The organism is Pseudomonas sp. Irchel s3a10 (assembly GCF_900187525.1).
GTDB classification, from domain to species: domain Bacteria; phylum Pseudomonadota; class Gammaproteobacteria; order Pseudomonadales; family Pseudomonadaceae; genus Aquipseudomonas; species Aquipseudomonas koreensis_G.
In genome coordinates, this window is sequence record NZ_FYDR01000010.1 from 138,976 (window position 1) to 163,463 (window position 24,488).

General features: G+C 57.6%; 23 protein-coding genes. 14 read left to right on the forward strand and 9 right to left on the reverse strand.

Going from position 1 to position 24,488, the window contains the following annotated elements:
* The first annotated feature begins 13 nt into the window (after positions 1-13).
* The 5 genes from CKW11_RS23950 to CKW11_RS23970 all read left to right on the forward strand — a co-directional run bounded on the left by CKW11_RS23950 (position 14) and on the right by CKW11_RS23970 (position 7,665).
* A complete protein-coding gene (locus CKW11_RS23950) occupies positions 14-907 on the forward strand; it encodes an SMP-30/gluconolactonase/LRE family protein (protein ID WP_095139670.1) in 894 nt (297 codons plus the stop codon).
* A 64-nt stretch (positions 908-971) separates the two neighbouring features.
* Entirely contained in the window at positions 972-1,943 is a 972-nt protein-coding gene (locus CKW11_RS23955; protein ID WP_095139671.1) for a TRAP transporter substrate-binding protein, read from the forward strand.
* Positions 1,944-2,019: 76 nt separating this feature from the next.
* Positions 2,020-2,547: a TRAP transporter small permease gene (locus CKW11_RS23960; RefSeq protein ID WP_047601543.1), complete on the forward strand. Its 528-nt coding sequence runs from the start codon at positions 2,020-2,022 to the stop codon at positions 2,545-2,547.
* The gene (locus CKW11_RS23965; RefSeq protein ID WP_027613212.1) at positions 2,547-3,827 is read left to right on the forward strand and encodes a TRAP transporter large permease; all 1,281 of its coding nucleotides are present in this window, start codon (positions 2,547-2,549) and stop codon (positions 3,825-3,827) included. Before CKW11_RS23960 ends, CKW11_RS23965 begins: the two co-directional genes overlap by 1 nt.
* A gap of 748 nt (positions 3,828-4,575) precedes the next feature.
* A complete protein-coding gene (locus CKW11_RS23970; protein WP_095139672.1) occupies positions 4,576-7,665 on the forward strand; it encodes a DEAD/DEAH box helicase in 3,090 nt (1,029 codons plus the stop codon).
* Positions 7,666-7,729: 64 nt separating this feature from the next.
* Here the strand turns inward: CKW11_RS23970 and CKW11_RS23975 are convergent, their stop codons facing one another.
* From CKW11_RS23975 to CKW11_RS23985, 3 genes are all read right to left on the reverse strand, one after another.
* Positions 7,730-8,542, reverse strand: coding sequence for a sulfite exporter TauE/SafE family protein (locus CKW11_RS23975; RefSeq protein ID WP_095139673.1), 813 nt, complete (start codon positions 8,540-8,542; stop codon positions 7,730-7,732).
* A gap of 9 nt (positions 8,543-8,551) precedes the next feature.
* Positions 8,552-9,796, reverse strand: a complete 1,245-nt coding sequence (locus CKW11_RS23980) for an FAD/NAD(P)-binding oxidoreductase (protein ID WP_095139674.1) — start codon at positions 9,794-9,796, stop codon at positions 8,552-8,554.
* A 166-nt stretch (positions 9,797-9,962) separates the two neighbouring features.
* A complete protein-coding gene (locus CKW11_RS23985) occupies positions 9,963-10,304 on the reverse strand; it encodes a helix-turn-helix transcriptional regulator (protein ID WP_007965280.1) in 342 nt (113 codons plus the stop codon).
* A gap of 91 nt (positions 10,305-10,395) precedes the next feature.
* On the opposite strand from CKW11_RS23985, the gene CKW11_RS23990 reads away from it, so the two are divergent.
* Positions 10,396-11,259 carry an MBL fold metallo-hydrolase gene (locus CKW11_RS23990; protein ID WP_095139675.1) on the forward strand — a complete coding sequence of 288 codons (864 nt, stop codon included), beginning with the start codon at positions 10,396-10,398 and terminating at the stop codon, positions 11,257-11,259.
* Between the two features lie 93 nt (positions 11,260-11,352).
* Here CKW11_RS23990 and bkdR read toward each other — a convergent pair whose 3' ends face one another.
* Positions 11,353-11,841, reverse strand: a complete 489-nt coding sequence (bkdR, locus tag CKW11_RS23995; RefSeq protein WP_027613216.1) for a Bkd operon transcriptional regulator BkdR — start codon at positions 11,839-11,841, stop codon at positions 11,353-11,355.
* A gap of 185 nt (positions 11,842-12,026) precedes the next feature.
* Here bkdR and CKW11_RS24000 point away from each other — a divergent pair, with 185 nt between their 5' ends.
* The 5 genes from CKW11_RS24000 to CKW11_RS24020 all read left to right on the forward strand — a co-directional run bounded on the left by CKW11_RS24000 (position 12,027) and on the right by CKW11_RS24020 (position 18,324).
* Positions 12,027-13,262, forward strand: a complete 1,236-nt coding sequence (locus tag CKW11_RS24000; RefSeq protein WP_003224001.1) for a 3-methyl-2-oxobutanoate dehydrogenase (2-methylpropanoyl-transferring) subunit alpha — start codon at positions 12,027-12,029, stop codon at positions 13,260-13,262.
* A gap of 1 nt (position 13,263) precedes the next feature.
* Complete coding sequence (locus CKW11_RS24005) at positions 13,264-14,322, forward strand: alpha-ketoacid dehydrogenase subunit beta (RefSeq protein ID WP_003224000.1); 1,059 nt, start codon at positions 13,264-13,266, stop codon at positions 14,320-14,322.
* Positions 14,323-15,603 carry a dihydrolipoamide acetyltransferase family protein gene (locus tag CKW11_RS24010; protein ID WP_095139676.1) on the forward strand — a complete coding sequence of 427 codons (1,281 nt, stop codon included), beginning with the start codon at positions 14,323-14,325 and terminating at the stop codon, positions 15,601-15,603.
* A gap of 7 nt (positions 15,604-15,610) precedes the next feature.
* Positions 15,611-16,984: a dihydrolipoyl dehydrogenase gene (lpdA, locus tag CKW11_RS24015; protein ID WP_095139677.1), complete on the forward strand. Its 1,374-nt coding sequence runs from the start codon at positions 15,611-15,613 to the stop codon at positions 16,982-16,984.
* A gap of 320 nt (positions 16,985-17,304) precedes the next feature.
* Positions 17,305-18,324 carry a branched-chain amino acid aminotransferase gene (locus CKW11_RS24020; RefSeq protein ID WP_095139678.1) on the forward strand — a complete coding sequence of 340 codons (1,020 nt, stop codon included), beginning with the start codon at positions 17,305-17,307 and terminating at the stop codon, positions 18,322-18,324.
* A 159-nt stretch (positions 18,325-18,483) separates the two neighbouring features.
* On the opposite strand, the gene CKW11_RS24025 is transcribed toward CKW11_RS24020, so the two are convergent.
* The 3 genes from CKW11_RS24025 to CKW11_RS24035 form a co-directional block, all read right to left on the reverse strand.
* Entirely contained in the window at positions 18,484-19,305 is an 822-nt protein-coding gene (locus CKW11_RS24025; protein WP_095139679.1) for a TIGR03915 family putative DNA repair protein, read from the reverse strand.
* Entirely contained in the window at positions 19,302-20,522 is a 1,221-nt protein-coding gene (locus tag CKW11_RS24030) for a putative DNA modification/repair radical SAM protein (protein WP_047601560.1), read from the reverse strand. Before CKW11_RS24030 ends, CKW11_RS24025 begins: the two co-directional genes overlap by 4 nt.
* 147 nt (positions 20,523-20,669) lie before the next feature.
* Positions 20,670-21,428, reverse strand: a complete 759-nt coding sequence (locus tag CKW11_RS24035; protein ID WP_095139680.1) for a helix-turn-helix transcriptional regulator — start codon at positions 21,426-21,428, stop codon at positions 20,670-20,672.
* A gap of 78 nt (positions 21,429-21,506) precedes the next feature.
* On the opposite strand from CKW11_RS24035, the gene CKW11_RS24040 reads away from it, so the two are divergent.
* The 3 genes from CKW11_RS24040 (at position 21,507) to CKW11_RS24050 (ending at position 23,486) form a co-directional block, all read left to right on the forward strand.
* Complete coding sequence (locus tag CKW11_RS24040) at positions 21,507-22,610, forward strand: cytochrome P450 (protein WP_095139681.1); 1,104 nt, start codon at positions 21,507-21,509, stop codon at positions 22,608-22,610.
* A 237-nt stretch (positions 22,611-22,847) separates the two neighbouring features.
* Entirely contained in the window at positions 22,848-23,171 is a 324-nt protein-coding gene (locus CKW11_RS24045; protein WP_027613227.1) for a type II toxin-antitoxin system RelE/ParE family toxin, read from the forward strand.
* Between the two features lie 3 nt (positions 23,172-23,174).
* Positions 23,175-23,486, forward strand: a complete 312-nt coding sequence (locus CKW11_RS24050; protein WP_095139682.1) for a helix-turn-helix domain-containing protein — start codon at positions 23,175-23,177, stop codon at positions 23,484-23,486.
* Positions 23,487-23,536: 50 nt separating this feature from the next.
* Here the strand turns inward: CKW11_RS24050 and CKW11_RS24055 are convergent, their stop codons facing one another.
* Positions 23,537-23,875, reverse strand: coding sequence for an FKBP-type peptidyl-prolyl cis-trans isomerase (locus tag CKW11_RS24055; RefSeq protein WP_095139683.1), 339 nt, complete (start codon positions 23,873-23,875; stop codon positions 23,537-23,539).
* 99 nt (positions 23,876-23,974) lie between these two features.
* On the reverse strand, positions 23,975-24,439 hold the full coding sequence (locus CKW11_RS24060; protein ID WP_095139684.1) for a hypothetical protein: 465 nt from the start codon (positions 24,437-24,439) through the stop codon (positions 23,975-23,977).
* Between the last annotated feature and the right edge of the window lie 49 nt (positions 24,440-24,488).

The window sequence follows — 24,488 nt, forward strand, 5'->3', positions numbered from 1 at the left end:
CAAAGGAATGAGTATGCAAGCCGAATTGATCGTCGATGCTCGCAACGCCGTGGGCGAAAGCCCGGTCTGGGTGCCGCAGGAAAACGCGCTGTATTGGGTCGATATTCCCAACGGCGGACTGCAACGCTGGAACGCTGACACCGGCCATGTGCATGCCTGGAAAACCCCGCAAATGCTCGCTTGTATCGCCCGTCGCAGCGGTGGCGGCTGGGTTGCCGGCATGGAGAGCGGCTTTTTTCATCTGCACCCGCACAGCGAAGGCAGCCTCGACAGCGAATTGCTCGCCACCGTCGAGCACAGCCGAGCAGACATGCGCCTCAACGATGGTCGCTGCGACCGCCAGGGCCGTTTCTGGGCTGGCAGCATGGTGCTGAACATGGGCCTGAACGCGTCCGAAGGCCGGCTCTACCGCTACGGCGTCGGGCAGTCTGGTGTGATCGAAGCGCGACTCGACGGCTTCATCGTGCCCAACGGCCTCGGCTTCAGCCCTGACGGCAAGACGATGTACCTGTCGGATTCACATCCGCACGTGCAATTGATCTGGGCCTTCGATTACGACACCGAGACCGGCACACCGTCGAATCAGCGGATCTTCGTTGACATGAACCACTTCCCCGGCCGACCGGATGGCGCTGCCGTGGATGCCGAAGGCTGCTACTGGATCTGCGCCAACGACGCCGGACTGATTCACCGTTTTACCCCGGACGGCCGCCTCGATTTCTCGCTGGAAGTGCCGGTGAAGAAACCGACGATGTGTGCCTTCGGCGGCAGCCGCCTGGACACCCTCTTCGTGACCTCGATTCGTCCCGGCGACGACCACGATCCGCAATCCCTGGCCGGCGGCGTGTTCGCCCTCAACCCCGGGGTCAAAGGCCTGGAAGAACCGCTGTTCGACGATTCCCTGTAACACCCGCCTCTGCTGCACCGCTGCGCCTTGAACACAAAAATAACAAGACTGGAGACTCACCCCCATGAACTTCAAACGCACCTTGCTGGCCGCTGCACTCCCGCTGATGTTCACCTTCACTGGCGCCGCCCAGGCCCTGCAACTCAAATTCGCTGACATCCATCCCGCCGGTTATCCCACCGTGGTGGCCGAAGAAAACATGGGCAAGACCCTGACCAGGGAAACCAACGGCGAGCTGACCTTCCAATACTTTCCCGGCGGCGTGCTGGGCTCGGAAAAGGAAGTCATCGAGCAGATGCAAGTCGGCGCGGTACAGCTGTCCCGCGTCAGCCTGGGTATCGTCGGCCCGGTAGTGCCGGATGTGAACGTGTTCAACATGCCGTTCATCTTCCGCGACCATCAACACATGCGTAACGTCATCGATGGCGCAGTGGGCGACGAGATCCTCGACAAAATCACCAACTCCGAATTCGGTCTTGTGGCCCTGGCCTGGATGGACGGCGGCACGCGCAACGTCTACACCAAGAAGCCGGTACGCACGCTTGAAGACCTCAAGGGGATGAAAATTCGTGTGCAGGGCAACCCGATGTTCATCGACATGATGAACGCCATGGGCGGTAACGGTATCGCCATGGACACCGGGGAAATCTTCAGCGCCTTGCAGACCGGCGTGATCGACGGCGCGGAAAACAACCCGCCGACCCTGCTCGAACACAATCACTTCCAGAACGCCAAGTTCTACAGCCTGACCGGTCACCTGATCCTGCCAGAGCCGATTGTGATGTCGAAAATCACTTGGGAAAAACTCACCCCGGATCAACAGGCGCTGGTCAAGACCGCCGCCAAGGCTGCCCAGGCTGAAGAGCGCGTGCTGTGGGACAAGAAGTCCGCTGCCAGCGAAGAAAAACTCAAGGCCGCTGGCGTCGAGTTCATCCAGGTTGACAAAAAACCCTTCTACGACGCCACCGCGCCGGTGCGGGAAAAGTACGGTGCGAAGTACGCCGACCTGATCAAGAAAATCGAAGCCGTTCAGTAACGCCTCCCGCTCCGTCCTCATTAACCAGGCCCGGCGCACCTGATGACACAGGCGCGCCCGGTTACGGTGGAACCCGATGAAGAATCTACTGCTGCGTATCAACGACAAGATCTACATGACGTGCATTTGGGTCGCCGGCCTTTCCGTCTTGGCGATTTCCCTGATGATTCCCTGGGGCGTGTTCGCCCGCTACGTGCTGGGCACCGGTTCGAGCTGGCCCGAGCCCACGGCGATCCTGCTGATGATGGTGTTCACCTTCATCGGTGCCGCCGCCAGTTACCGCGCCGGTGCGCACATGGCCGTGGCCATGCTCACCGACCGCATGCCACCGCACGTGAGATCCGCGGCGGCGATTTTTTCCCAACTGCTCATGGCGGCGATCTGCATTTTCATGACGATCTGGGGCGCCAAGTTGTGCATGTCCACCTGGAACCAGTTCATGGCAGCCCTGCCCGATCTGCGGGTTGGCGTGACCTATCTGCCGATTCCCGTGGGCGGCTTGCTGACGCTGGTTTTCGTCCTGGAAAAACTCTTGCTCGGTGACCAGAGCAAACGGCGGGTCGTGCAGTTCGATCTGGTTGAAGAAAGTGAAGGTGGCGCTTAATGGACGCTCTGATTCTGCTGGGCAGTTTTATCCTGTTGATCCTGATCGGCATGCCGGTCGCCTATGCGCTGGGCGCCGCCGCGCTGATCGGTGCATGGTGGATCGACATCCCGTTCCAGGCGGTGATGATCCAGGTCGCGTCGGGGGTGAACAAGTTCTCGCTGCTGGCCATTCCGTTCTTCGTCCTGGCCGGTGCGATCATGGCCGAGGGCGGCATGTCCCGGCGTTTGGTGGCGTGTGCCGGGGTGCTGGTGGGCTTCGTGCGCGGTGGTCTGTCGCTGGTCAACATCGTCGCCTCGACTTTCTTCGGCGCGATCTCCGGTTCCTCGGTGGCCGACACCGCGTCGGTGGGTTCGGTGCTGATTCCGGAAATGGAACGCAAAGGCTATCCACGGGACTTCTCCACCGCGGTGACCGTCAGCGGCTCGGTGCAAGCCCTGCTCACTCCGCCAAGCCATAACTCGGTGCTCTACTCCCTGGCCGCCGGTGGTACGGTTTCGATTGCCTCGCTGTTCATGGCGGGCATCGTGCCGGGGTTGCTGATGAGCGCCTGCCTGATGGTGCTGTGTCTGATCTTCGCGAAAAAACGCGACTACCCCAAGGGTGAAGTCATCCCGATGCGCCAGGCGTTGAAAATCGTCGGCGAAGCCCTCTGGGGCCTGATGGCGATGGTGATCATCCTCGGCGGCATCCTCTCGGGGATTTTCACCGCCACGGAATCGGCGGCCATCGCCGTGTTGTGGTCGTTCTTCGTGACCATGTTCATCTACCGCGACTATAAGTGGCGTGAACTGCCGAAGCTGATGCACCGCACGGTGCGCACGATTTCCATCGTGATGATCCTGATCGGCTTCGCCGCAAGCTTCGGCTACATCATGACCCTGATGCAGATTCCGGCGAAAATCACCACGCTGTTCCTGACCCTGTCGGACAACCGCTACGTGATCCTGATGTGCATCAACGTCATGCTGCTGTTGCTCGGCACGGTGATGGACATGGCGCCGCTGATCCTGATCCTGACGCCGATCCTGATGCCGGTGATTCTCGGCATCGGTGTCGACCCGGTGCAGTTCGGCATGATCATGCTGGTCAACCTCGGGATCGGGCTGATAACACCGCCGGTGGGCGCGGTGCTGTTTGTCGGCTCGGCGGTGGGCAAGGTCAGTATCGAGAGCACCGTGAAAGCGCTGCTGCCGTTTTATGCGGTGCTGTTTCTGGTGTTGATGCTGGTGACCTACATTCCGGCGATTTCGCTGTGGTTGCCGCATCTGGTGTTGTAAGCCGATAAAAAGATCGCAGCCCTTGATGAGCTGCGATTTCTTTTGAACCTCACGCTCGCAACAACATCTACCCCGCCACCACCAGACAGACACTGGCAAACCCCACCCGTAAAAACCCCGATACGCGCCCGGTGACTGCGCCAAGTGCAGCGAGAGCCAGCGTGCATCGGGCGGGGATTTGAAGCGTTCGGTTTCTTCATTGAGCATGCAGTTCTGGCCCTAACTGCCGTGCCCGGATCGCTGAGGCTTTCTCCCTGACGCTCACGTCGAAACATACTTCAAGCGATCTGGCCACCAGCAGGCTGAACAGTATCATTAGGAGAGTGCAAAGGGGTCGAGGGCAGCTGCGCGAACCGGGCTTATCGTGCAGTTGCCAGTTGCCAGTTGCACCGTGAGTATTGTTCCAATGAAAGGCCTTATGGCAATGGATGACCGAGGTTTGCTTCAAAACAGCATTAAACACTCATCACCGTAGAACGCACTAATCAGCTAAACACATCACGGACTGAAACTTGTGGAACCGGAAAACTTAAACAATCAAGCCGAGCGCATATAAAAAGTCATACAAGCTTTTAAATACACAATAACTACTCGAACAAATCAAATAGCCTACATAACGTCCCACCCGCTGGCGCCATAGCTTCGTCAAGCCCGATGGCGTCCTTCCTAAAAAAATGGCAATATGCCACTCAAGCGCAACGGCCAACCGCACCGATGAAATCTACGATTTTCTTTACAGGGAGTTAACATGACCGCCAACAACACCGCCCCTAAAACTGATTTAATCGGATTGAGCCGTTTGCGTGAATGCCAGGCGCAAAGCATCAAAGTAGCGTTAGAATACTTAAACGCTGCACTTATACCTAAGCATTCTAAATCATGCCTGATCAGTTTGCCTACCGGCGCCGGAAAGACTGGGGTTATTGCTATCACTGCACACTCTTCAGTTCAGAAACGAATACTGATTCTGTGTCACCGCAGAGCAGTTTGTGATCAACTAATAGAACAGGTACGCGGTCGTTTCTTTGAGAAAGTCGCCTCCACCCATGAAATATCAAAAAAAGAAATATTCGAAAACATTGAAACGACGAATTCAGACGGAATTTACATTTCTACATTTCAAAAATTGATCAGCCTTAATCAAAAGCAACTTCAAAACATCAAGAAAAACATTGATCTAATCATAATCGACGAAGGCCACTCCGAACCTTCGCCCGTCTGGAGAACGCTTGTTCGAGAGACAAATGCACACAAGATCATTTTTACTGCCACACCTTACCGAAATGATTTATTTCAATTCGACATCGATGACAATTACCATTATATTTATACGTTCGACGAAGCCCGCAAAAGTGGCATCTTGGCAGAACCGGAATTTTGCACCGCACAAAGTCAAGAAGAAATAAAGAAATCTATTCAACTATTCCTATCAGACAATCCAGATACAAAATGCATCGTAAAGTGCAAGGACTTTAAAGCAATCGAGCATTACTATGACTTGCTCAACAAAGATTTCCAAGTCCTGGCGATACACGAACAATTCGTCAACGACCCCAGAGACAATGTTAAAGCCCGAACCCCGAAACAACTCCGATCAACTCCACACAAAGTAATAATCCATCAGCATAAGCTTGATGAAGGGATTGACATCCCGGAGGCCAAACTACTAGTACTTACGTATACGGTAAGTTCAGGCAGGGAGCTTGTTCAGTGCATTGGACGAGTCGTCAGAAATCATGGTGATTCCACGCCACTCATTCTTGAAATAAAAAATGATGCCAACGAGAGAATCTGGAAGAATTATCTGATCTTTGACAAATCACTAAAGTCCGCCCCTGCCGTGCAAAAATTCATCAGCTCTCTCAACACGAACAAACTGATAGAAACTTATCTCGAGACTTTCCCTGAAGCCAGTTATCACAACAAAAACTTCCTAAAGAAATTCGACTTAAACAATTTCAAACCCGAAGGCTCATTAATAATTCCGACAGTTTCGGTATGTTTCATAAACACACATGAAAGCTTCGATATCCAGGCTGCAACGGAGCTATTATGCTCGCGGAGTAATCAAACGGGCGAGCTCGCAAAAAAATTCGTCTTGAATAACGGCATAGTTGTAATCGCCTCGATCGCATTCAACAAATCAAAGTTTCTCACAGAACATTTCTTCTTTGAACCTTCTTTAGAGATAACAATATTTAAAGCTCTAAAAAATAACGTTCTTGCCACCTTTGACAGCAGAGGTCGACGCTTCAATAACGACGCAGAGCTTTGCACAGAGCGCCCGTTATCTACCAAAGAACTGCTCAAAGTCACGACGCTGGAAGAAACCTGCAAAACCAAGGAAACAAGTAGTAAATCCATCAGCACCGCAAGAAGAAGGCCGGAAAGAGTTTCCATAAAAGGAGTTGATCTGGATCAGATGGCTAGTCTTCAGAGAAACTCATCTTATAGAATAGCCACGCTCAAATTTGACAACATTGACAGTACGCACAACTTGCAAAGCAGCTACTACATTGGCGTTGACTCAGGAAGAATTTCAGATCAAAAGAATGGAGAGTTCACGCTAAAGGAACTCAACAAGTGGCTGATCAACATGGAGAAAAACTTTTCAACAAAGAAAACAATCACTAGTAGTCTTCTACACTCGTACGCCAAGCCCATACCTGTCAACACAAACCTCAAAATTGAAAGTGTAATTTTCGACTTTAGTGACTTCTCAAATCCAATCGACATTACCGTCGATGGAGAGCAGATCAAATTATGCAACAGCTTTCTCTACCTGGAAAACAACAATGGATTGACTCTTGACCCAAAACACCCCCATCTAAAAATAAGAATATCTATTAACAATAAATCTCCGTTCATCACATTCCACACGAGTCATAACATTCTTTACAAACATCGCAACGACGAGGAATACGTCGACGCTACCGACATATTTAATAAGTATCTTCACAAGGTACTCCTTCAAAACGGAGTAAGCTTTTCCGGAGGAGAATTCTACGAAGTCAAACTCCCCACCCAAGGACAGTTCAACATAGCGTCGTCAAGCCTCCAAAATATAGTCATTGGCATGCCTGACTTATTAAACCCTAAGCTGGATGAAAAGGGGTACGTGCAAGTAAAAGCGAAGCCAGAAAAGAAAACCATAAAGGTGAACGGTGAAGAGTTCAATACAAATTCCGTATTTTATCTCGTAGACCTCATCAAGAACAATGGCTTAACCAACCCCACATCAAACCAATTAGGTCCATTTAGAAACTACATTGCGGGGGCTGACTTGGTTTTTTGCACTGACATGGACACTGAACCGGCAGACTTCATCCTGTCATCTCCCGAAAAACTAGTATATGTGCATATAAAATGCGGAGAACGTAAAAATCCAAAGTCTTCCGCTGGCGCATTAGCAGAGGTTGGCGGCCAGGCTATAAAAAATATTGAAATGCTGATCAGCGGTGAAAAAAGCCTCAAATCGGGCAACGCGACAATTTTGACAAAACCTTGGCCTACCGAAAAATCGCTTGAAACCATTACTGAAAGACTGAGGCTTTTTAACGGCAAGATCGTAAGCTGCAGGGATCAAAGTTCCAGAGACAAGGCTGTTGAAGAAGCCTGGAGCGTCATAGGCAGCAGACGTAGGTCGAGTCGTGTGAAAAAAGAGGCGTGGATAATCGCTGCAAACAGCTTTTCAGCAGAGCATTTTGAAGCCGAATTAAATAAAGGGCTAAAGGCACAACCTGAATCCTTGCAAGCTTACCAACTTATTCAAAGCTGGATTTCTACTGCCAATGACAACGATATAGAGTTAAAAATCTTTGTTTCAAAAAAACCATAACGCTCAATTTTCAGGGATCGACAGTGGTCGCGATTTATAAAAAATGATTTTCGAATAGCCCTCACTAAAGTGTGATATTCGAATAAGAAAACATATAAATCGCCACCACCAGACAAACGCTGGCAAACCCCACCTGCAACGTCCGCGCTGGCACCCGCGCGCACAGTTTGCGGCCGATGATCATGCCGACGATGCTGGCCACGATAAACGCCGTGCCCTGAGCATCAATCCGCACACCCGCGTGAAACGAGCCGATCACACCAATCGCCGAAATCAGGCTGATCACCATCAGCGACGTCGCGACAATCCCGCGCATTTGCACATCGGTCAGTTGCTTGAACGCCGGCACGATCAGGAAACCACCGCCGACGCCGAGCAAGCCCGAAACCACACCGGTCACCGCCCCCAATGCCGCCAGGGTCGCGGTGCATTTGGCGGTCCAGTCGAAACGCCCGGTCTGCTCATTGAGCATGCAGTTTTTCTGCCCCCAGCTCGCGTGGCCGTGGTCGCTCGGCCCCTCTTGCGCACGCTCGCGGCGCAGCATGCGCCAGGCCACCATGACCATCAGCAGACTGAAGAGGATCATCAGGATCTTCTCCGGCAACTGGTGCGCGAAATAAATGCCCAACGGCGAAAACACCGCGCCCAACGCCGCAATCAACAATGCCGCACGATAGCGCACCAAGCCATGACGCAGACCGTCGATTGCACCGACCGCTGCCGCACTGCCCACCGCAAACAACGCCACTGGCGCGGCCTGGGTCATGCTCCAACCCAAACCGAGCACCAACGCCGGCACCGCGAGAATCCCGCCGCCCGCCCCGGTCAGTCCGAGAATCAGCCCCATCAACACGCCAAACAGACTTGCCAGCAACATAGGGAGTTCTCAGTCGACTTTGGACAAACCGGTCAGCCACTCGCGGCCCTTGAGCATGCCGTTCCAGTAGAACCACGGCAGCAGCTTCGCCTTGAGAAACCACGCCGAGCGGCGCGGCACGGTCGCATCGAGGGCGAAAGTCGGCAGCAACTTTCCGCCGTAACCAAACTCGGCGAGGATCACCTTGCCCTTCTCCACCGTCAGCGGGCACGAACCGTAGCCGTCGTACTTCAGTGGCAGCGGTTGTTGCTTGCGCACGGCCAGCAGATTTTCCGCGACCACCACAATCTGCTTGCGCACCGCCGCAGCGGTTTTCGCATTGCTGGTGCCGCAGATATCACCGAGGCCGAACACCTCGGGGTAACGCGGATGTTGCAGGCTATGCGGATTGACTTCGCACCAGCCAGCAGCGTCGGCCAGCGCACTTTGCGCGATGAAATCCGGCGAGACCTGCGGCGGCACCACATGCAGCAGATCGAAAGTTTTCGCCTGTATGGTGAGGTTGCCGTCGGCGTCCTTGATCTCGAACCATGCGGTTTTCGCCGGGCCGTCGACCTTGACCAGATTGCTGTTGAAGGCCAGTTGCGCGTTGTATTTTTCAATGTACTTCATCAGCGGCGGGACGAAGGTCGCGACACCGAACAGCGCGGGGCCGGCCAGGTTGAACTCGACATTGATGTTGTTCAGCACAGCGGTTTTACGCCAGTGATCGCACGACAGGTACAACGCCTTCTGCGGCGCGCCGGCGCATTTGATCGGCATCGCCGGCTGGGTAAACAACGCCTTGCCGCCACGCAGTTTCTGCACTTGATCCCAGGTGTACTGCGAGTGCTGATAGCTGTAGTTGGACGTCACGCCGTGCTGGCCGAGGCTTTCCTGCAGGCCTTCGATCTTCTCCCAGGCCAGACGCAGGCCGGGGCAGACGATCAGGTTCTGGTAAGTGACGGTGCGCTGATCGTTGAGGGTCAACTGGCGCTGATCGGGATCGATGCCAGTCACCGCCGCCTGAATCCAGGTGGCCTGACGCGGCATCACTTTGCTCATCGGGCGGACGGTGTCTTTGACGTCGTAGGCGCCACCGCCAACCAGCGTCCACGCCGGTTGGTAGTAATGCTGGGCGCTTGGCTCGATCACGGTGATGTTCAGAGTGGGATCACGCTTGAGCAGACTGGCGACGAAGCCGATGCCGGCGGTGCCGCCGCCGATGACCACGATATCGGCACTGATGGATGGGCCCCAGTGTTGATCGTTCATTGCTTGTTCCTTATTGCTGCATGCAAGGATTTCTTGGCCATCCCACAAATCCATTGTAGGAGTGAGCCTGCTCGCGATAGCGGTATGTCAGTCTATGAAGATGTTGGCTGATACACCGCTATCGCGAGCAGGCTCACTCCTACAGGGATTGTGTGGTGGCTGACATTTATTGATGGCCTAGACTTTTCAGCACCGCCCCGCAATACAACCCGGACAGCGTCTTCATCACCTGAATCACTTCAGGGCTGGCCAGACCGTAAAAGATGTATTTGCCTTCGCGACGGGTCGCCACCAGGCCTTCATCGCGCAGGATGCCCAGTTGCTGGGACAGCGTCGGCTGGCGCACGCCGGTCATTTTTTCCAGTTCGCCGACATTGCGCTCGCCTTGAGTCAGCTGGCACAGGATCAACAGACGATCCTCATTGGCCAACGCCTTGAGCAGCGCGCAGGCCTTGGAGGCGGACGCCCGCAACTGGGCGACTTCACATTCGGTCAGACTGGATTGCATTTGCACGATGCCTTCAACGTCACTTAAGCTGCGAACATTATGTTTTTAGATAAAGTGTTGCAACCCATTTCCCTGGTTCAGGTTGGTGACCATGCCCGCGCAGATTGAAGCTTTCCTCGACCCCGCCTCCTCGACCTACAGCTACGTGGTCTATGAAGCCGATGGCGGGCAGTGTGCAATCGTCGATCCGGTCCTCGATTACGACGGCGCTGCCGGTCGCACCGGCACCCTGCAGGCCGACAAGCTCATCGCCTTCGTCCGTGAACACCGTTTGCAGGTGCAATGGCTGCTGGAAACCCACGCCCACGCCGATCACCTGTCCGCCGCGCCGTACCTGCGCCGCGAACTGGGCGGCAAGATCGCGATCGGCCAGTCGATCAGCAAGGTGCAGAACGTGTTCAAGGCGCTGTTCAACCTGGAACCGGAATTCTGCGTCGACGGCTCGCAGTTCGATCACCTGTTCGCACCGAACGAATCGTTCATGATCGGTAACCTCAAGGCCAGCGCCCTGCACGTCCCCGGCCACACCCCGGCGGACATGGCTTACCTGATCGACGGCGAACAGATTCTGGTCGGCGACACGCTGTTCATGCCCGATGTCGGCACCGCCCGCTGCGACTTCCCCGGCGGCAACGCCCACCAACTGTTCAACTCGATCCACAAACTGCTGGCCTTCCCCGCCAGCGTCAAACTCTATGTCTGCCACGACTACCCGCCCGAAGGCCGCGAGTCGCAGTGCCAGACCACCGTCGGCGAGCAGCGCCTGAGCAATATTCATGTGCATGACGGGATTGATGAAGCGGCGTTTGTCGAGATGCGCACCAAACGCGATGCCGGGCTGGGCATGCCGACGCTGTTGCTGCCGGCGATTCAGGTGAATGTGCGGGCGGGGAACATGCCGCCGGCCGAGGACAATGGTGTGGTTTATTTGAAAGTACCGATCAACAAGCTCTAGAAGCAAAAGATCGCAGCCTTCGGCAGCTCCTACAGGAACAAGGTTTATGCGTGCTCTGTGTAGGAGCTGCCGAAGGCTGCGATCTTTTGATCTTCAGGACCCGAGGGTCAACCCATTCGCCGGCAACGGCAACGCCGTCTTGTAGCGCACCTGCTTCAAGGCAAAACTCGAGCGGATATTCGCCACCCCCGGCACCTTGGTCAGAAAGTCCATCATGAACCGCTCCAGCGCCTGAATCGTCGGCACCAGCACCCGGATCAGATAGTCCGGGTCGCCGGCCATCAGGTAGCACTCCATCACCTCGGGGCGGTCGGAGATCGCCTCTTCGAAATGCTGCAACGCCTCCTCGACCTGTTTCTCCAGGCTGACGTGAATGAACACGTTCACATGCAGGCCCAGCAGGTCGGCATCCAGCAGCGTCACCTGCTCGCGAATCAGGCCTAATTCCTCCATCGCCTTGACCCGGTTGAAACACGGCGTCGGCGACAGATTCACCGAGCGCGCGAGGTCGGCGTTGGTGATGCGCGCATTCTCCTGAAGGCTGTTGAGAATGCCGATGTCGGTACGGTCCAGTTTGCGCATGAGACAAAGCCACCTGTTTTTTATGTTTATGCAGAATTTCTATCTGCAAATCGTCTCCAGCGCAACGAAACAGAGAGAAATATTCTTCTTGGCCGGGCCTATGATTGTTGTAGGACAAGATTTCTTTCACCCAAGAATGATTGCCAGCTCACTACAAGAAATTCACAAGATCGAGCGTAGAAGCCATGACCCAAGCGTATGAACCGCTGCGTCTGCACGTCCCTGAACCCTCGGGCCGCCCAGGCTGCAAAACCGACTTCTCCTACCTGCATCTGACCGATGCCGGCACGGTGCGCAAACCTTCCATCGACGTCGAACCTGCCGACACCGCCGACCTGGCGCGTGGGCTGATTCGGGTGCTCGACGATCAGGGCAACGCCCTCGGCCCTTGGGCTGAAAACGTGCCCGTCGAGATTCTGCGCAAGGGCATGCGCGCCATGCTCAAGACGCGGATCTACGACAACCGCATGGTGGTCGCCCAGCGTCAGAAGAAAATGTCGTTCTACATGCAAAGCCTTGGCGAAGAAGCCATCGGCAGCGCCCAGGCCCTGGCCTTGAACATCGACGACATGTGCTTCCCGACCTACCGCCAGCAAAGCATCCTGATGGCCCGCGAAGTGCCGCTGGTCGACCTGATCTGCCAACTGCTTTCCAACGAGCGCGATCCGCTCAAGGGCCGGCAGTTGCCGATCATGTACTCGGTCAAGGACGCCGGTTTCTTCACCATCTCCGGCAACCTCGCGACTCAATTCATTCAGGCCGTCGGCTGGGGCATGGCCTCGGCGATCAAGGGCGACACGAAAATCGCCTCGGCGTGGATCGGTGACGGCGCGACCGCCGAATCGGACTTCCACACCGCCCTCACCTTCGCTCACGTTTACCGCGCGCCGGTGATTCTCAACGTGGTCAACAACCAGTGGGCGATCTCGACCTTCCAGGCCATCGCCGGGGGTGAAGCCACCACCTTCGCCGGACGCGGCGTCGGTTGCGGAATCGCCTCGCTGCGCGTCGACGGCAACGACTTCTATGCGGTCTACGCCGCTTCCGCCTGGGCTGCCGAACGCGCCCGGCGCAACCTCGGCCCGACCATGATCGAATGGGTCACCTACCGCGCCGGCCCGCACTCGACCTCCGACGATCCGTCGAAATACCGTCCTGCCGATGACTGGAGCCACTTCCCGCTGGGCGACCCGATTGCCCGCCTGAAGCAGCACCTGATCAAGGTCGGCCACTGGTCGGAAGAAGAGCACGCCGCCGTCAGCGCCGAGCTCGAAGCCGAAGTGATTGCCGCGCAGAAACAGGCCGAACAGTACGGCACCCTCGCCGGCGGGCAGATTCCAAGCGCCGCAACCATGTTCGAAGACGTCTACAAAGAGATGCCGGAGCACTTGAAGCGCCAGCGTCAGCAGTTGGGGATCTGACATGAACGATCACAACAACAATATTCAGTTGGAAACCGCCATGACCACGACCACCATGACCATGATCCAGGCCCTGCGCTCGGCCATGGATGTGATGCTTGAGCGTGACGACAATGTGGTGGTGTTCGGTCAGGACGTCGGCTACTTCGGCGGCGTGTTCCGATGCACCGAAGGCCTGCAGACCAAGTACGGCACCTCGCGGGTATTCGACGCACCGATCTCCGAGAGCGGCATCGTCGGCGTAGCTGTGGGCATGGGTGCTTATGGTCTGCGTCCGGTAGCCGAGATTCAGTTCGCCGACTACGTCTACCCGGCTTCCGACCAGATCATTTCCGAAGCGGCGCGCCTGCGTTATCGCTCGGCTGGCGAGTTCACCGCGCCGATGACCCTGCGCATGCCATGCGGCGGCGGCATCTACGGCGGTCAGACCCACAGCCAGAGCATCGAGGCGATGTTCACCCAGGTGTGCGGCTTGCGCACGGTCATGCCGTCCAACCCGTATGACGCCAAAGGCCTGCTGATCGCCTCCATCGAAAACGATGACCCGGTGATCTTCCTTGAGCCGAAACGCCTGTACAACGGCCCGTTCGACGGCCACCACGACCGTCCGGTAACTCCGTGGTCGAAACACCCGCAAGCCCAGGTGCCGGACGGTTACTACACCGTGCCGCTGGACGTCGCCGCGATCACTCGTCCGGGCAAGGACGTGACCGTGCTGACCTACGGCACCACCGTGTACGTGTCGCAAGTTGCCGCTGAAGAAAGTGGCGTTGACGCCGAAGTCATCGACCTGCGCAGTTTGTGGCCGCTGGATCTGGAAACCATCGTCAAGTCGGTGAAGAAAACCGGTCGCTGCGTGGTGGTGCACGAAGCTACCCGTACCTGCGGTTTCGGCGCCGAGCTGGTGTCGCTGGTGCAAGAGCACTGCTTCCATCACCTGGAAGCGCCGATCGAACGCGTCACCGGTTGGGACACCCCCTACCCGCATGCGCAAGAGTGGGCGTATTTCCCAGGGCCGTCCCGAGTGGGCGCGGCGTTGAAACGGGTCATGGAGGTCTGAATGGGCACGCACGTTATCAAGATGCCGGACATCGGCGAAGGCATCGCAGAAGTCGAACTGTCGCAGTGGCACGTCAAGGTCGGCGACCTGGTGGTTGAAGACCAGGTGTTGGCGGACGTAATGACCGACAAGGCGATGGTCGATATTCCGTCGCCGGTCCACGGCAAGGTGATTGCGCTCGGCGGTCAGCCGGGTGAAGTGATGGCGGTCGGCAGTGTGCTGATCAGCATTGAAGTTGAGGGTGCCGGTAACTTGAAAGAGTCCGCCGCACCAGCGGCTGTTGCTGCGAAAGAGCCGCCTGCTGCAGCGAAAGTTGAAGCCGCAGTCGAGAGCAAACCTGCCGCTGCTGCTGCACCGCGTCCGGCGCCGGTTTGCCAGGGCCCGACGGTTGCCCGCGAGGCGGATGAACGTCCGCTGGCCTCGCCGGCCGTGCGCAAACATGCGCTGGATCTGGGCATTCAGCTGCGTCTGGTACGCGGTTCCGGCCCGGCCGGTCGAGTGCTGCACGAAGACCTCGAGGCCTATCTGGCGCAAGGTCAATCGAACGCTTCGGCACCGGCAGCCGCCGCTTACGCCCAGCGCAACGATGAAGAACAGATTCAGGTTATCGGCATGCGCCGCAAGATCGCCCAGCGCATGCAGGACGCCACCCAGCGTGCCGCGCACTTCAGCTATGTCGAGGAAATCGACGTCACCGCGATTGAAGAGCTGCGCGCGCATCTGAATGAAAAACACGGTGCCAGCCGGGGCAAGTTGACCTTGCTGCCGTTCCTCGTCCGCGCACTGGTCGTGGCCCTGCGCGACTTCCCGCAGATGAACGCCCGTTACGATGACGAAGCCCAAGTGATTACCCGCCTCGGCGCGGTGCATGTCGGCGTCGCCACACAAAGCGACGTCGGCCTGATGGTGCCGGTGGTGCGTCACGCCGAAGCGCGCAGCCTTTGGGACAGCGCCGCGGAGATCTCGCGTCTGGCCAACGCCGCGCGCAATGGCAAGGCCAGCCGCGATGAACTGTCCGGCTCGACCATTACCCTGACCAGCCTCGGCGCGCTGGGCGGCATCGTCAGCACGCCGGTGCTGAACCTGCCCGAAGTGGCAATCGTCGGCGTGAACAAAATCGTCGAACGGCCAATGGTCGTCAAAGGTCAGGTGGTGATCCGCAAGATGATGAACCTCTCCAGCTCCTTCGATCACCGCGTGGTCGACGGCATGGACGCGGCGCTCTTCATCCAGGCCATCCGTGGCTTGATCGAACAACCTGCCACTTTGTTTGTGGAGTAAGGCTCGCATGCAATCTCTGAACACTACGCTGCTGATCATCGGCGGCGGCCCCGGCGGTTATGTCACGGCGATTCGCGCGGGGCAACTGGGCATTTCGACCATTCTGGTCGAAGGCCAATCGCTCGGTGGCACTTGCCTGAATATCGGCTGCATTCCGTCCAAAGCGTTGATTCATGTGGCTGAGCAGTTCCACCAGACACAACATCACAGTCAGCATTCGGCGCTGGGTATCAGCGTTTCGGCGCCAACCCTCGACATCAGCAAGAGCGTCGAGTGGAAGGACGGCATCGTTGATCGCCTGACCACCGGCGTCGCCGCACTGCTGAAAAAGAACAAGGTCCAGGTCATCAATGGCTGGGCCAAAGTCATCGACGGCAAAACCGTGGAAGTCGGCGATACGCGCATCCAGTGCGAACATCTGGTGCTGGCCACCGGTTCGACCAGCGTCAACCTGCCGATCCTGCCAATTGGCGGGCCGATCATTTCCTCCACCGAAGCGCTGGCGCCGAAGTCCGTGCCGAAACGCCTGGTGGTGGTGGGCGGCGGTTATATCGGTCTGGAACTGGGCATTGCTTACCGCAAGCTCGGCGCCGAGGTCAGTGTGGTCGAGGCGCAGGATCGTATCCTGCCAGCCTACGATGCCGAGTTGACCCAGCCGGTGCACGAAGCGCTGAAGCAACTGGGCGTGAAGCTCTATCTCAAGCACAGCGTGCTGGGTTTTGATGGCACGTTGCAGGTGCGTGACCCGAACGGCGACACCCTCAATCTGGAAACCGATCAGGTGCTGGTGGCGGTCGGTCGCAAGCCGAACACACAGGGCTGGAACCTCGAAGCGCTGAACCTGGACATGAACGGCTCGGCGATCAAGATCGACAGCCGTTGCCAGACCAGCATGCGCAACGTCTACGCCATCGGCGACCTCAGCGGCGAACCGATGCTCGCGCACCGCGCCATGGCTCAAGGCGAAATGGTCGCCGAACTGATCAGCGGCAAATCCCGCGAATTCAACCCGACCGCCATTGCCGCCGTGTGCTTCACCGACCCGGAACTGGTGGTGGTCGGCCAGACCCCGGACGAGGCCAAGGCTGCCGGGCTGGACTGCATCGTTTCCAGCTTCCCGTTCGCCGCCAACGGCCGGGCGATGACCCTGGAATCGAAAAGCGGTTTCGTGCGGGTGGTCGCACGTCGTGACAATCATGTGATTGTCGGCTGGCAGGCGGTGGGTGTCGGGGTTTCCGAGTTGTCGACCGCGTTCGCGCAAAGCCTGGAAATGGGTGCGCGTCTGGAAGACATCGGCGGCACCATTCATGCGCATCCGACCTTGGGTGAAGCGGTGCAGGAAGCGGCGTTGCGTGCTTTGGGGCATGCGTTGCATCTGTAACGCCCCAGCTTTTGTGGCGAGGGAGCTTGCTCCCGCTGGGCTGCGAAGCGGCCCCAAACCCTGCCACTGCGGTACACCTGATGCACCGCGATGGCCGGCTTTACCAGTGCTGCGCACTGGAGCGGGAGCAAGCTCCCTCGCCACAAAAGAGCAGAAAGATAGAAGAACGATGGGAATTTAATAAGCAAGCTACGATTTTTGCCAATCCCCCCATCGTCCGGGCTGCGAAACCGCGCAAGAATGAAGTATTGTTGTGCCCATCCAAAAAAACGTCAGAAGCCTTGAACCGTTTCGACGGTTGTTCAGTGATAGAGGGTGTCATGGGTAACGAGAGCATCAATTGGGACAAGCTGGGTTTTGACTACATCAAGACCGACAAACGCTATCTGTCGTACTTTCGCAATGGCGAGTGGGACAAAGGCACCCTGACCGAAGACAACGTGCTGCACATCAGCGAAGGCTCGACTGCTCTTCACTATGGCCAGCAGTGCTTCGAAGGCCTGAAGGCCTATCGTTGCAAGGACGGCTCGATCAACCTGTTCCGTCCCGACCAGAACGCCGCGCGCATGCAGCGCAGCTGCGCCCGCCTGCTGATGCCGCACGTGTCGACCGAGCAGTTCATCGAAGCGTGCAAGGATGTGGTTCGCGCCAACGAGCGCTTCATCCCGCCATACGGCACCGGCGGCGCGCTATACCTGCGTCCGTTCGTGATCGGCGTGGGTGACAACATCGGCGTGCGTACCGCGCCGGAATTCATCTTCTCGGTATTCGCGATCCCGGTCGGCGCCTACTTCAAGGGCGGCCTGACCCCACACAACTTCCAGATCTCCAGCTTCGACCGCGCCGCCCCACAGGGCACCGGTGCGGCCAAGGTCGGTGGCAACTACGCCGCCAGCCTGATGCCGGGCTCTCAGGCCAAGAAGGCGCACTTCGCTGACGCCATCTACCTGGATCCGCTGACCCACAAGAAGATCGAGGAAGTCGGTTCGGCCAACTTCTTCGGGATCACCCACGACAACAAGTTCATCACCCCGAACTCGCCATCCGTGCTGCCAGGCATCACCCGCCTGTCGCTGATCGAACTGGCGAAAACCCGTCTGGGCATGGAAGTGATTGAAGGCGACGTGCTGATCGACAAACTGTCGGACTTCAAGGAAGCCGGCGCCTGCGGTACTGCGGCGGTGATCACCCCGATCGGCGGGATCAGCTACAACGACCACCTGCACGTGTTCCACAGCGAAACCGAAGTCGGCCCGGTCACCCAGAAGCTCTACAAAGAGCTGACTGGCGTGCAGACCGGCGACATCGAAGCGCCAGCAGGCTGGATCGTCAAGGTTTGATCTGACGGCTGCTGATGCACAAAAGCCCCCATCGAGTGATCGATAGGGGCTTTTTATTGGAAGCAAGATCAAAAGATCGCAGCCTGCGGCAGCTCCTACACAGATCTCCTATAGGAGCTGCCGCAGGCTCGGGCCGCGTTCGGACGATCTTTTGATTTTCTATTTCAGCGCAATCCGCTTACCGCCTCGCGCGGCTATCCCGCTGGCCTGACCATTCTGCTGTTTGCCCATCCGCGCCTGGGTTATCAATCCGGGGATCAACTCGCCCTCCGGCAGATTCTTCCAGAACCGCACCGGCAAGTGCCCTTGCATGACCTTCTCGTTCAACCGCGCCGGGTTGAAGATGTGGCTGTAGTACGTCAGCCATAACTCGCCGTGCGGATCATCGATGTTCTGCGCCAGTTGCTGCCACTCCATCGGGCACTGGCGCTGATGAATCAACTGTTCGCCATCGTAATAAACCCCGTCACGTGGGGTGGCGATCAACCAGCGGTGGCGGCCCATGCGCCCGATGAAATGTTCGCTGGCGCTGTGCAGGATGTCATGGGCCGGTTCGTGCCACGCGACGTATTGCGGGCCTGGCTGATTTTGCGGGCGTTCGATGAAACGCACGAACGCATGCAAATGGTGGGCTTCGCGCTGCACCTGCTTGATCCGCCGCTGCAACTCGCTGCCGAGTTTGTCGCCGGCCATCATCGCCGTGCGGTCGCCGTGACTGACGCGCCACAGCACTTCGTAGAGCAGACTCCAGCGCTGCTCGCCCCGGTAGCGTGCGGCTTGCTCCAGGGTGTCGAGCAGTGCGCGGGGGATGCGTGCCTGAAACGGCCCCTGCCCCTCGGGTACCGAGACGTCACTGGCAAACAGATCGCTCACCCCTTCCGACGCCCAACTCACCAGACTCGGGTCGATTTCATGGCTGAGCAGCCAGCGCGCCTGCTGGCGCCAGGTGTCGAACAGGTCGTCGCAATCGAGATTGATCATCCCCACAACCCCATCTGCTGCGGTTGCGGCCGGTCGCGCAGTTGCTGATAGAGCATGTGGCTGGTGACTTCGGCCTGCTGCGGGTGGTAATCGCTGGTGATAATGAACGGCTTGGCCTTGGCCAGCACACAACGCATGCGCGCCACATCTTCGTAGCGAATGCGCCGTTGCTGGCGCAATTGCACCAGACGTTCGGTTGTACGCAGGCCGATGCCGGGGATACGGGCGATCAGCGACGGCTCGGCACGATTCAGGTCCAGCGGAAACACCTCGCGATTCTGCAGCGCCCAGGCCAGCTTCGGATCGATATCCAGCGCCAGATTACCCGGGCCCTTGAGCAACTCATCGGCGCTGTAGCCGTAGCTGCGCAAGAGGAAATCGGCTTGATACAAACGGTGCTCACGCATCAGCGGTGGCGCGGCCAATGGCACGCTTTTCGGGCTGTCGGGGATCGGGCTGAAGGCCGAATAGTAGACGCGCCGCAAGCGATAGTTGCCATACAGCGACTGAGCGCTGTGCAAAATCGTGCTGTCGTCGGTGTCATCGGCGCCGACGATCATTTGCGTACTCTGCCCGGCCGGGGCGAACTTCGCCGAACGCGGTTCGTTGAGCACCGTTTGCACGCCAGTGTAGATGGTGTTCATCGCTTGCTTGATCGAACCGATCTGCTTCTCCGGCGCGAGGGTTTGCAGGCTGGCGTCGGTGGGCAGTTCGATATTGACGCTGAGGCGATCAGCGTAGCGCCCGGCCTCCTCGATCAATGCCGGATCGGCCTCGGGAATGGTTTTGAGGTGAATGTAGCCGCGAAACTCGTGCTGCTCGCGCAACAGCTTCGCCACGCGCACCAGTTGTTCCATGGTGTAGTCCGCCGAGCGGATGATCCCCGAACTGAGAAACAGCCCGCTGACGCAGTTGCGCCGGTAAAAATCCAGGGTCAGCGTGACCACTTCCTCGGGGGTGAAACGTGCACGCGGCACATCGCTGGAGCGGCGGTTGACGCAGTACTGGCAGTCGTAGAGACAGAAATTGGTCAGGAGGATTTTCAGCAGCGACACGCAACGGCCGTCCGGCGTATAGCTATGGCAGATGCCCATGCCATCGGTCGAGCCCAACCCGCTCTTGCCCTCGGAGCTGCGCTTGGGCGCACCGCTGCTGGCGCAGGAGGCGTCGTACTTGGCGGCGTCGGCGAGAATGCTGAGCTTGTCGATGATTTGCATGGCGCGGGCTCTTTACTGTGTGGATATACAGTATAGGTCCGAGCACGGGGTTACAAGGTGCAAGAAGCGCACCTCGTCGGGCAGAAGCTCAAGATCAAAGGATCGCAGCCTGCGGCAGCGCCGACAGGGATTGGGCAGGGTCGAGATTTATCGGTTGTACGCACTTACTGCAGGAGCTGCCGCAGGCTGCGATCTTTTGACCTTCGCGTCTATCGGCAACTCGAGACCAAATAGCAGGCCCATTTCCTTTCGCCCCGCCACAGTCAGCGCCAACGCCCGACTATCAAGATCCTGCGTCACCCACTTGCGTTTCAGCGCCATCTGCAACAACGCCGCGCCCAACGATCCGCCCAAATGCGGCCGACGCATGCTCCAGTCCAGGCACGGGCAGGCGAACTTGCGACGCAAGTTACTCAAATCCTGCACCTCAATCCCCAAGCCTTCGAACAGCGCCTCGCCACTTTCGCTCAAGCGATAAACCCGCTCGTCGGTTCCCACCAGCCACCCCGCCTCAAGCAAACGGTCATGCAGCAACACCGCCAGCGTGCCGGCCATGTGGTCGTAGCAAGTGCGGGCGAATTGCAGGCGATCCGGGGTGTGCGGCTTGAAGCTCGGTGCGGCGTTCTGGCCGATCACCATCAACGCTTCCAGCGCCTGGGCCACGCGCTGATCGGCGAGGCTGTAATAACGATGGCGGCCCTGCACATGCAGGCGCACCAGCGACAGATCCTTGAGTTTGGCCAGATGTGCACTGGCAGTGGAGGCGCTGACTTCCGCCACGGCCGCTAATTCAGTACTGGTGCGGGCGTGGCCGTCCATCAGTGAGCAGAGGATTTTCGTGCGTGCCGGTTCGGCGATAGCGGCCGCCACCTGCGATACGCCGACGTCTAGATGTTCTGCGTGCATATTTCGCTCCCCGACGAATCGTCGTCGCTGCGAACTGAAGATACTCGCATCACTTTCCCGACGACAAGGCTGTGCACCATGGACCCGATCATCGCTGCGACGCATGCCGATCCCTACCCCTACTACGCCAAACTGCGCGCCGAGGGCGGACTGACCTTCGATCATGGATTGAAACTGTGGGTCGCCAGCAGCGCCCGAACGGTGAGCGCAGTGCTGACGCACGCCGATTGTCGGGTGCGACCGCCGCAGGAACCGGTGCCCAAGACGATTGCCTCGGGGCTGGCTGGCAAGGTGTTCGGGCAGTTGATGCGGATGAACGATGGCGAACGTCAACGCTGTCCGCGTGCGGCAATCGAGCCGTCACTGCAGTTGATAGATGACGAGCAAGTACGCGCACTAGTGGCCGCGCGTCTGATTACAGCGGACGCCGACGGCTTATATAAGGCGATGTTTCGCGGCCCGGTGTGCGTGGTCGCGGCGCTGCTCGGCTTCACCCCGGCGCAAGGCCGGGCGATCAGCGAGCTGACCGCGGATTTCGTCACTTGCCTGTCGCCGCTGAGCAATGACCTGCAACTGGCAGCAGCGCATGCGGCGGCAGAGCAATTGCGCGGTTACTTCATCGAGTTGCTGGCCGAAGCCGATAGCGAGTTGCTCAGGGCTATCGAACAGCGATTTGCAGGAGACGAAGAAACCCTGATTGCCAACCTGATCGGTCTCTGTTCGCAGACGTTCGAGGCCAGTGCGGGATTGATCGGCAATGCGCTGATCGCGCTGCGACGTCAGCCTGAGTTGCATGACGCCTCTGTGAAAGCACTGTTGGCCGAGGTTCAGCGCTTTGATCCGCCGGTGCAGAACACCCGGCGTTTTGTCGCACAGACTTGCGAGATCGATGGCGTGCGGCTCGAGGCCGGCGAGATAATTCTGGTGCTGCTGGCCTCGGCCAACCGCGATCCTTTGTTAAATGCAGAGCCCGAGCGGTTTCTGCTGGATCGTCCTGACCGGCGCAGTTTCAGCTTTGGCAGCGGCCGGCATCAGTGTCCGGGACAGGCGCTGGCGCTGAGCATTGCCGCTGCGACTGTCAGAGAAATCCTCGATCAGGGTGTGAATCTGCAACAGCTGACGTGGCATTACCGCCCATCGCTCAATGGGCGGATCCCGCTGTTCAGCGCGGCACAGCCTTAGTCGCTGTGGCTCAGCGCTTGGGGTTGAGGCTCATGATGCGCGTGCCCTGCTCTAATCCCCTGTAGGAGCAAACTGGCGATGTCGATACCGAATATCAGATAAAGAAAATCAAGCTTGACTTATATCGGTTTCGATATAGCCTGCTGATAGGTGACCTCTGCCACTCTTTGCAACACACCGCCGCAACGCATTTTCGTCGGAGCCATTACGCTTATCCTTTCAACAAAGGAGAAGTCGATGCCAAGACACAAGGATGTGGTGTTTGTCGCAAGTGCACTCAAGGATCTGAGAGCTTTTCCTTTGGATGCTCGCAGAGCTGCGGGATTTCAATTGGATCTGTTGCAACAGGGCGACGAGCCTTTTGATTGGCGCCCCATGAAAACCGTAGGACGGGGTGTCAATGAAATCAGAATCACCGAAGACTCAGGAGCGTTTCGAGTGTTTTACGTGGTCAATCGGCCTGACGCGATTTATGTGCTGCACGCCATGCAAAAGACCACTCGCAAAACTGAAACGCGAGACATCGAACTGGCACGCGCCAGATACCAGGAAATAGGTTAAGCCATGAAGGATCATCAACACCCTTCCCAGCATTTCTCAAGCATCTGGGACGCACTGGAAGATACGCCGCAGGACGCGGCCAACATGCGCCTGCGGGCCAAACTTATGCGCACGCTTTGCGAAACGGTTCGTGCCTGGGAGCTTCCTCAGAAGGAAGCCGCCAAGCGTTTGGGAATTACTCAGCCACGCCTCAATGACGTGCTCAACGGGAAAATCGACAAATTTTCTCTGGATGCGCTGGTCAATCTATCGGCCGCAGCGAAACTGGAAGTAGACATCTGCTTTCCCCAGGCCGCACCGCTGCACTGGGCTTGAAGGCAGCTCGGATTCTTAGGCCAAGAGGCGATGTCGTTACTGCATCCGCCTCAATCCTCCCGCGTCAAAACCTCCAATAACTCAATCTCGAACACCAGATTCGAATGCGGCGGAATCTTGCCCATGGTCCGCTCGCCGTACCCCAAGTGCGCCGGCACCAGCAGTTTGCGCTTGCCGCCCACTTGCATGCCCATCAGTCCCTGATCCCAACCCTTGATTACCCGGCCCGTGCCAATCACGCACTGAAAAGGTTTGCCTCGGCTGTGGGAGGAGTCGAACTCTCTGCCGTCTTCCAGCCAGCCTGTGTAATGGGTGGTAATCAGCGCGCCTTTGACGGCAGCCTTGCCCTCGCCCACCTGAAGATCGATTACCTGCAGTTCATCAGTCATGACATTCACTCAATTGCTTAACTGGCGGCCGTTTTCCCAGAAATGGCAGCTGTTCGCAACTCATTAACCAATGATTGGCGGTTTATCGAGTGGAAACACTCAATCAGGAGGCAAGCCAAACACAACGCCATTGAAAGTATGGGTGCAACACTGGCAATGGGGTTTCATCTCCTCGGCCTTCAAGTCCGGGTTAACGATTTGAAGACGCTTTTGCTCATCGACGTACAGGCCATTGAAGTAGCTCGACTCACCCAGTCGCACAATGTCCTCGCGATCATCTTCATGGATGGACACCATCCAGAACACTGGCTCCGGACGATCAAGGCGCGCCACCGCCTCACTGTAAATCTCATCCCAGTTACCTCCGACACGAGATAAAAGAAAGCGAAATAATGGGGTGTAATCGTAGCCGTGATGCTTGATTCCATGCATCGAACCCCGCGTCGCCTCGCTACGCCTCTCGGCTTTGGTATTACGCTCATACCGATAGTGACTGCCCTGATTGTTGCGCCAGACGTTATGGGCAGTGGTATTTACTTTGCGATAAAGCGGTTTCTTTTCCAACGATTGCTCCTGACATCCAGTCACTCGAAACGCCCGTCGCGTTTTACCC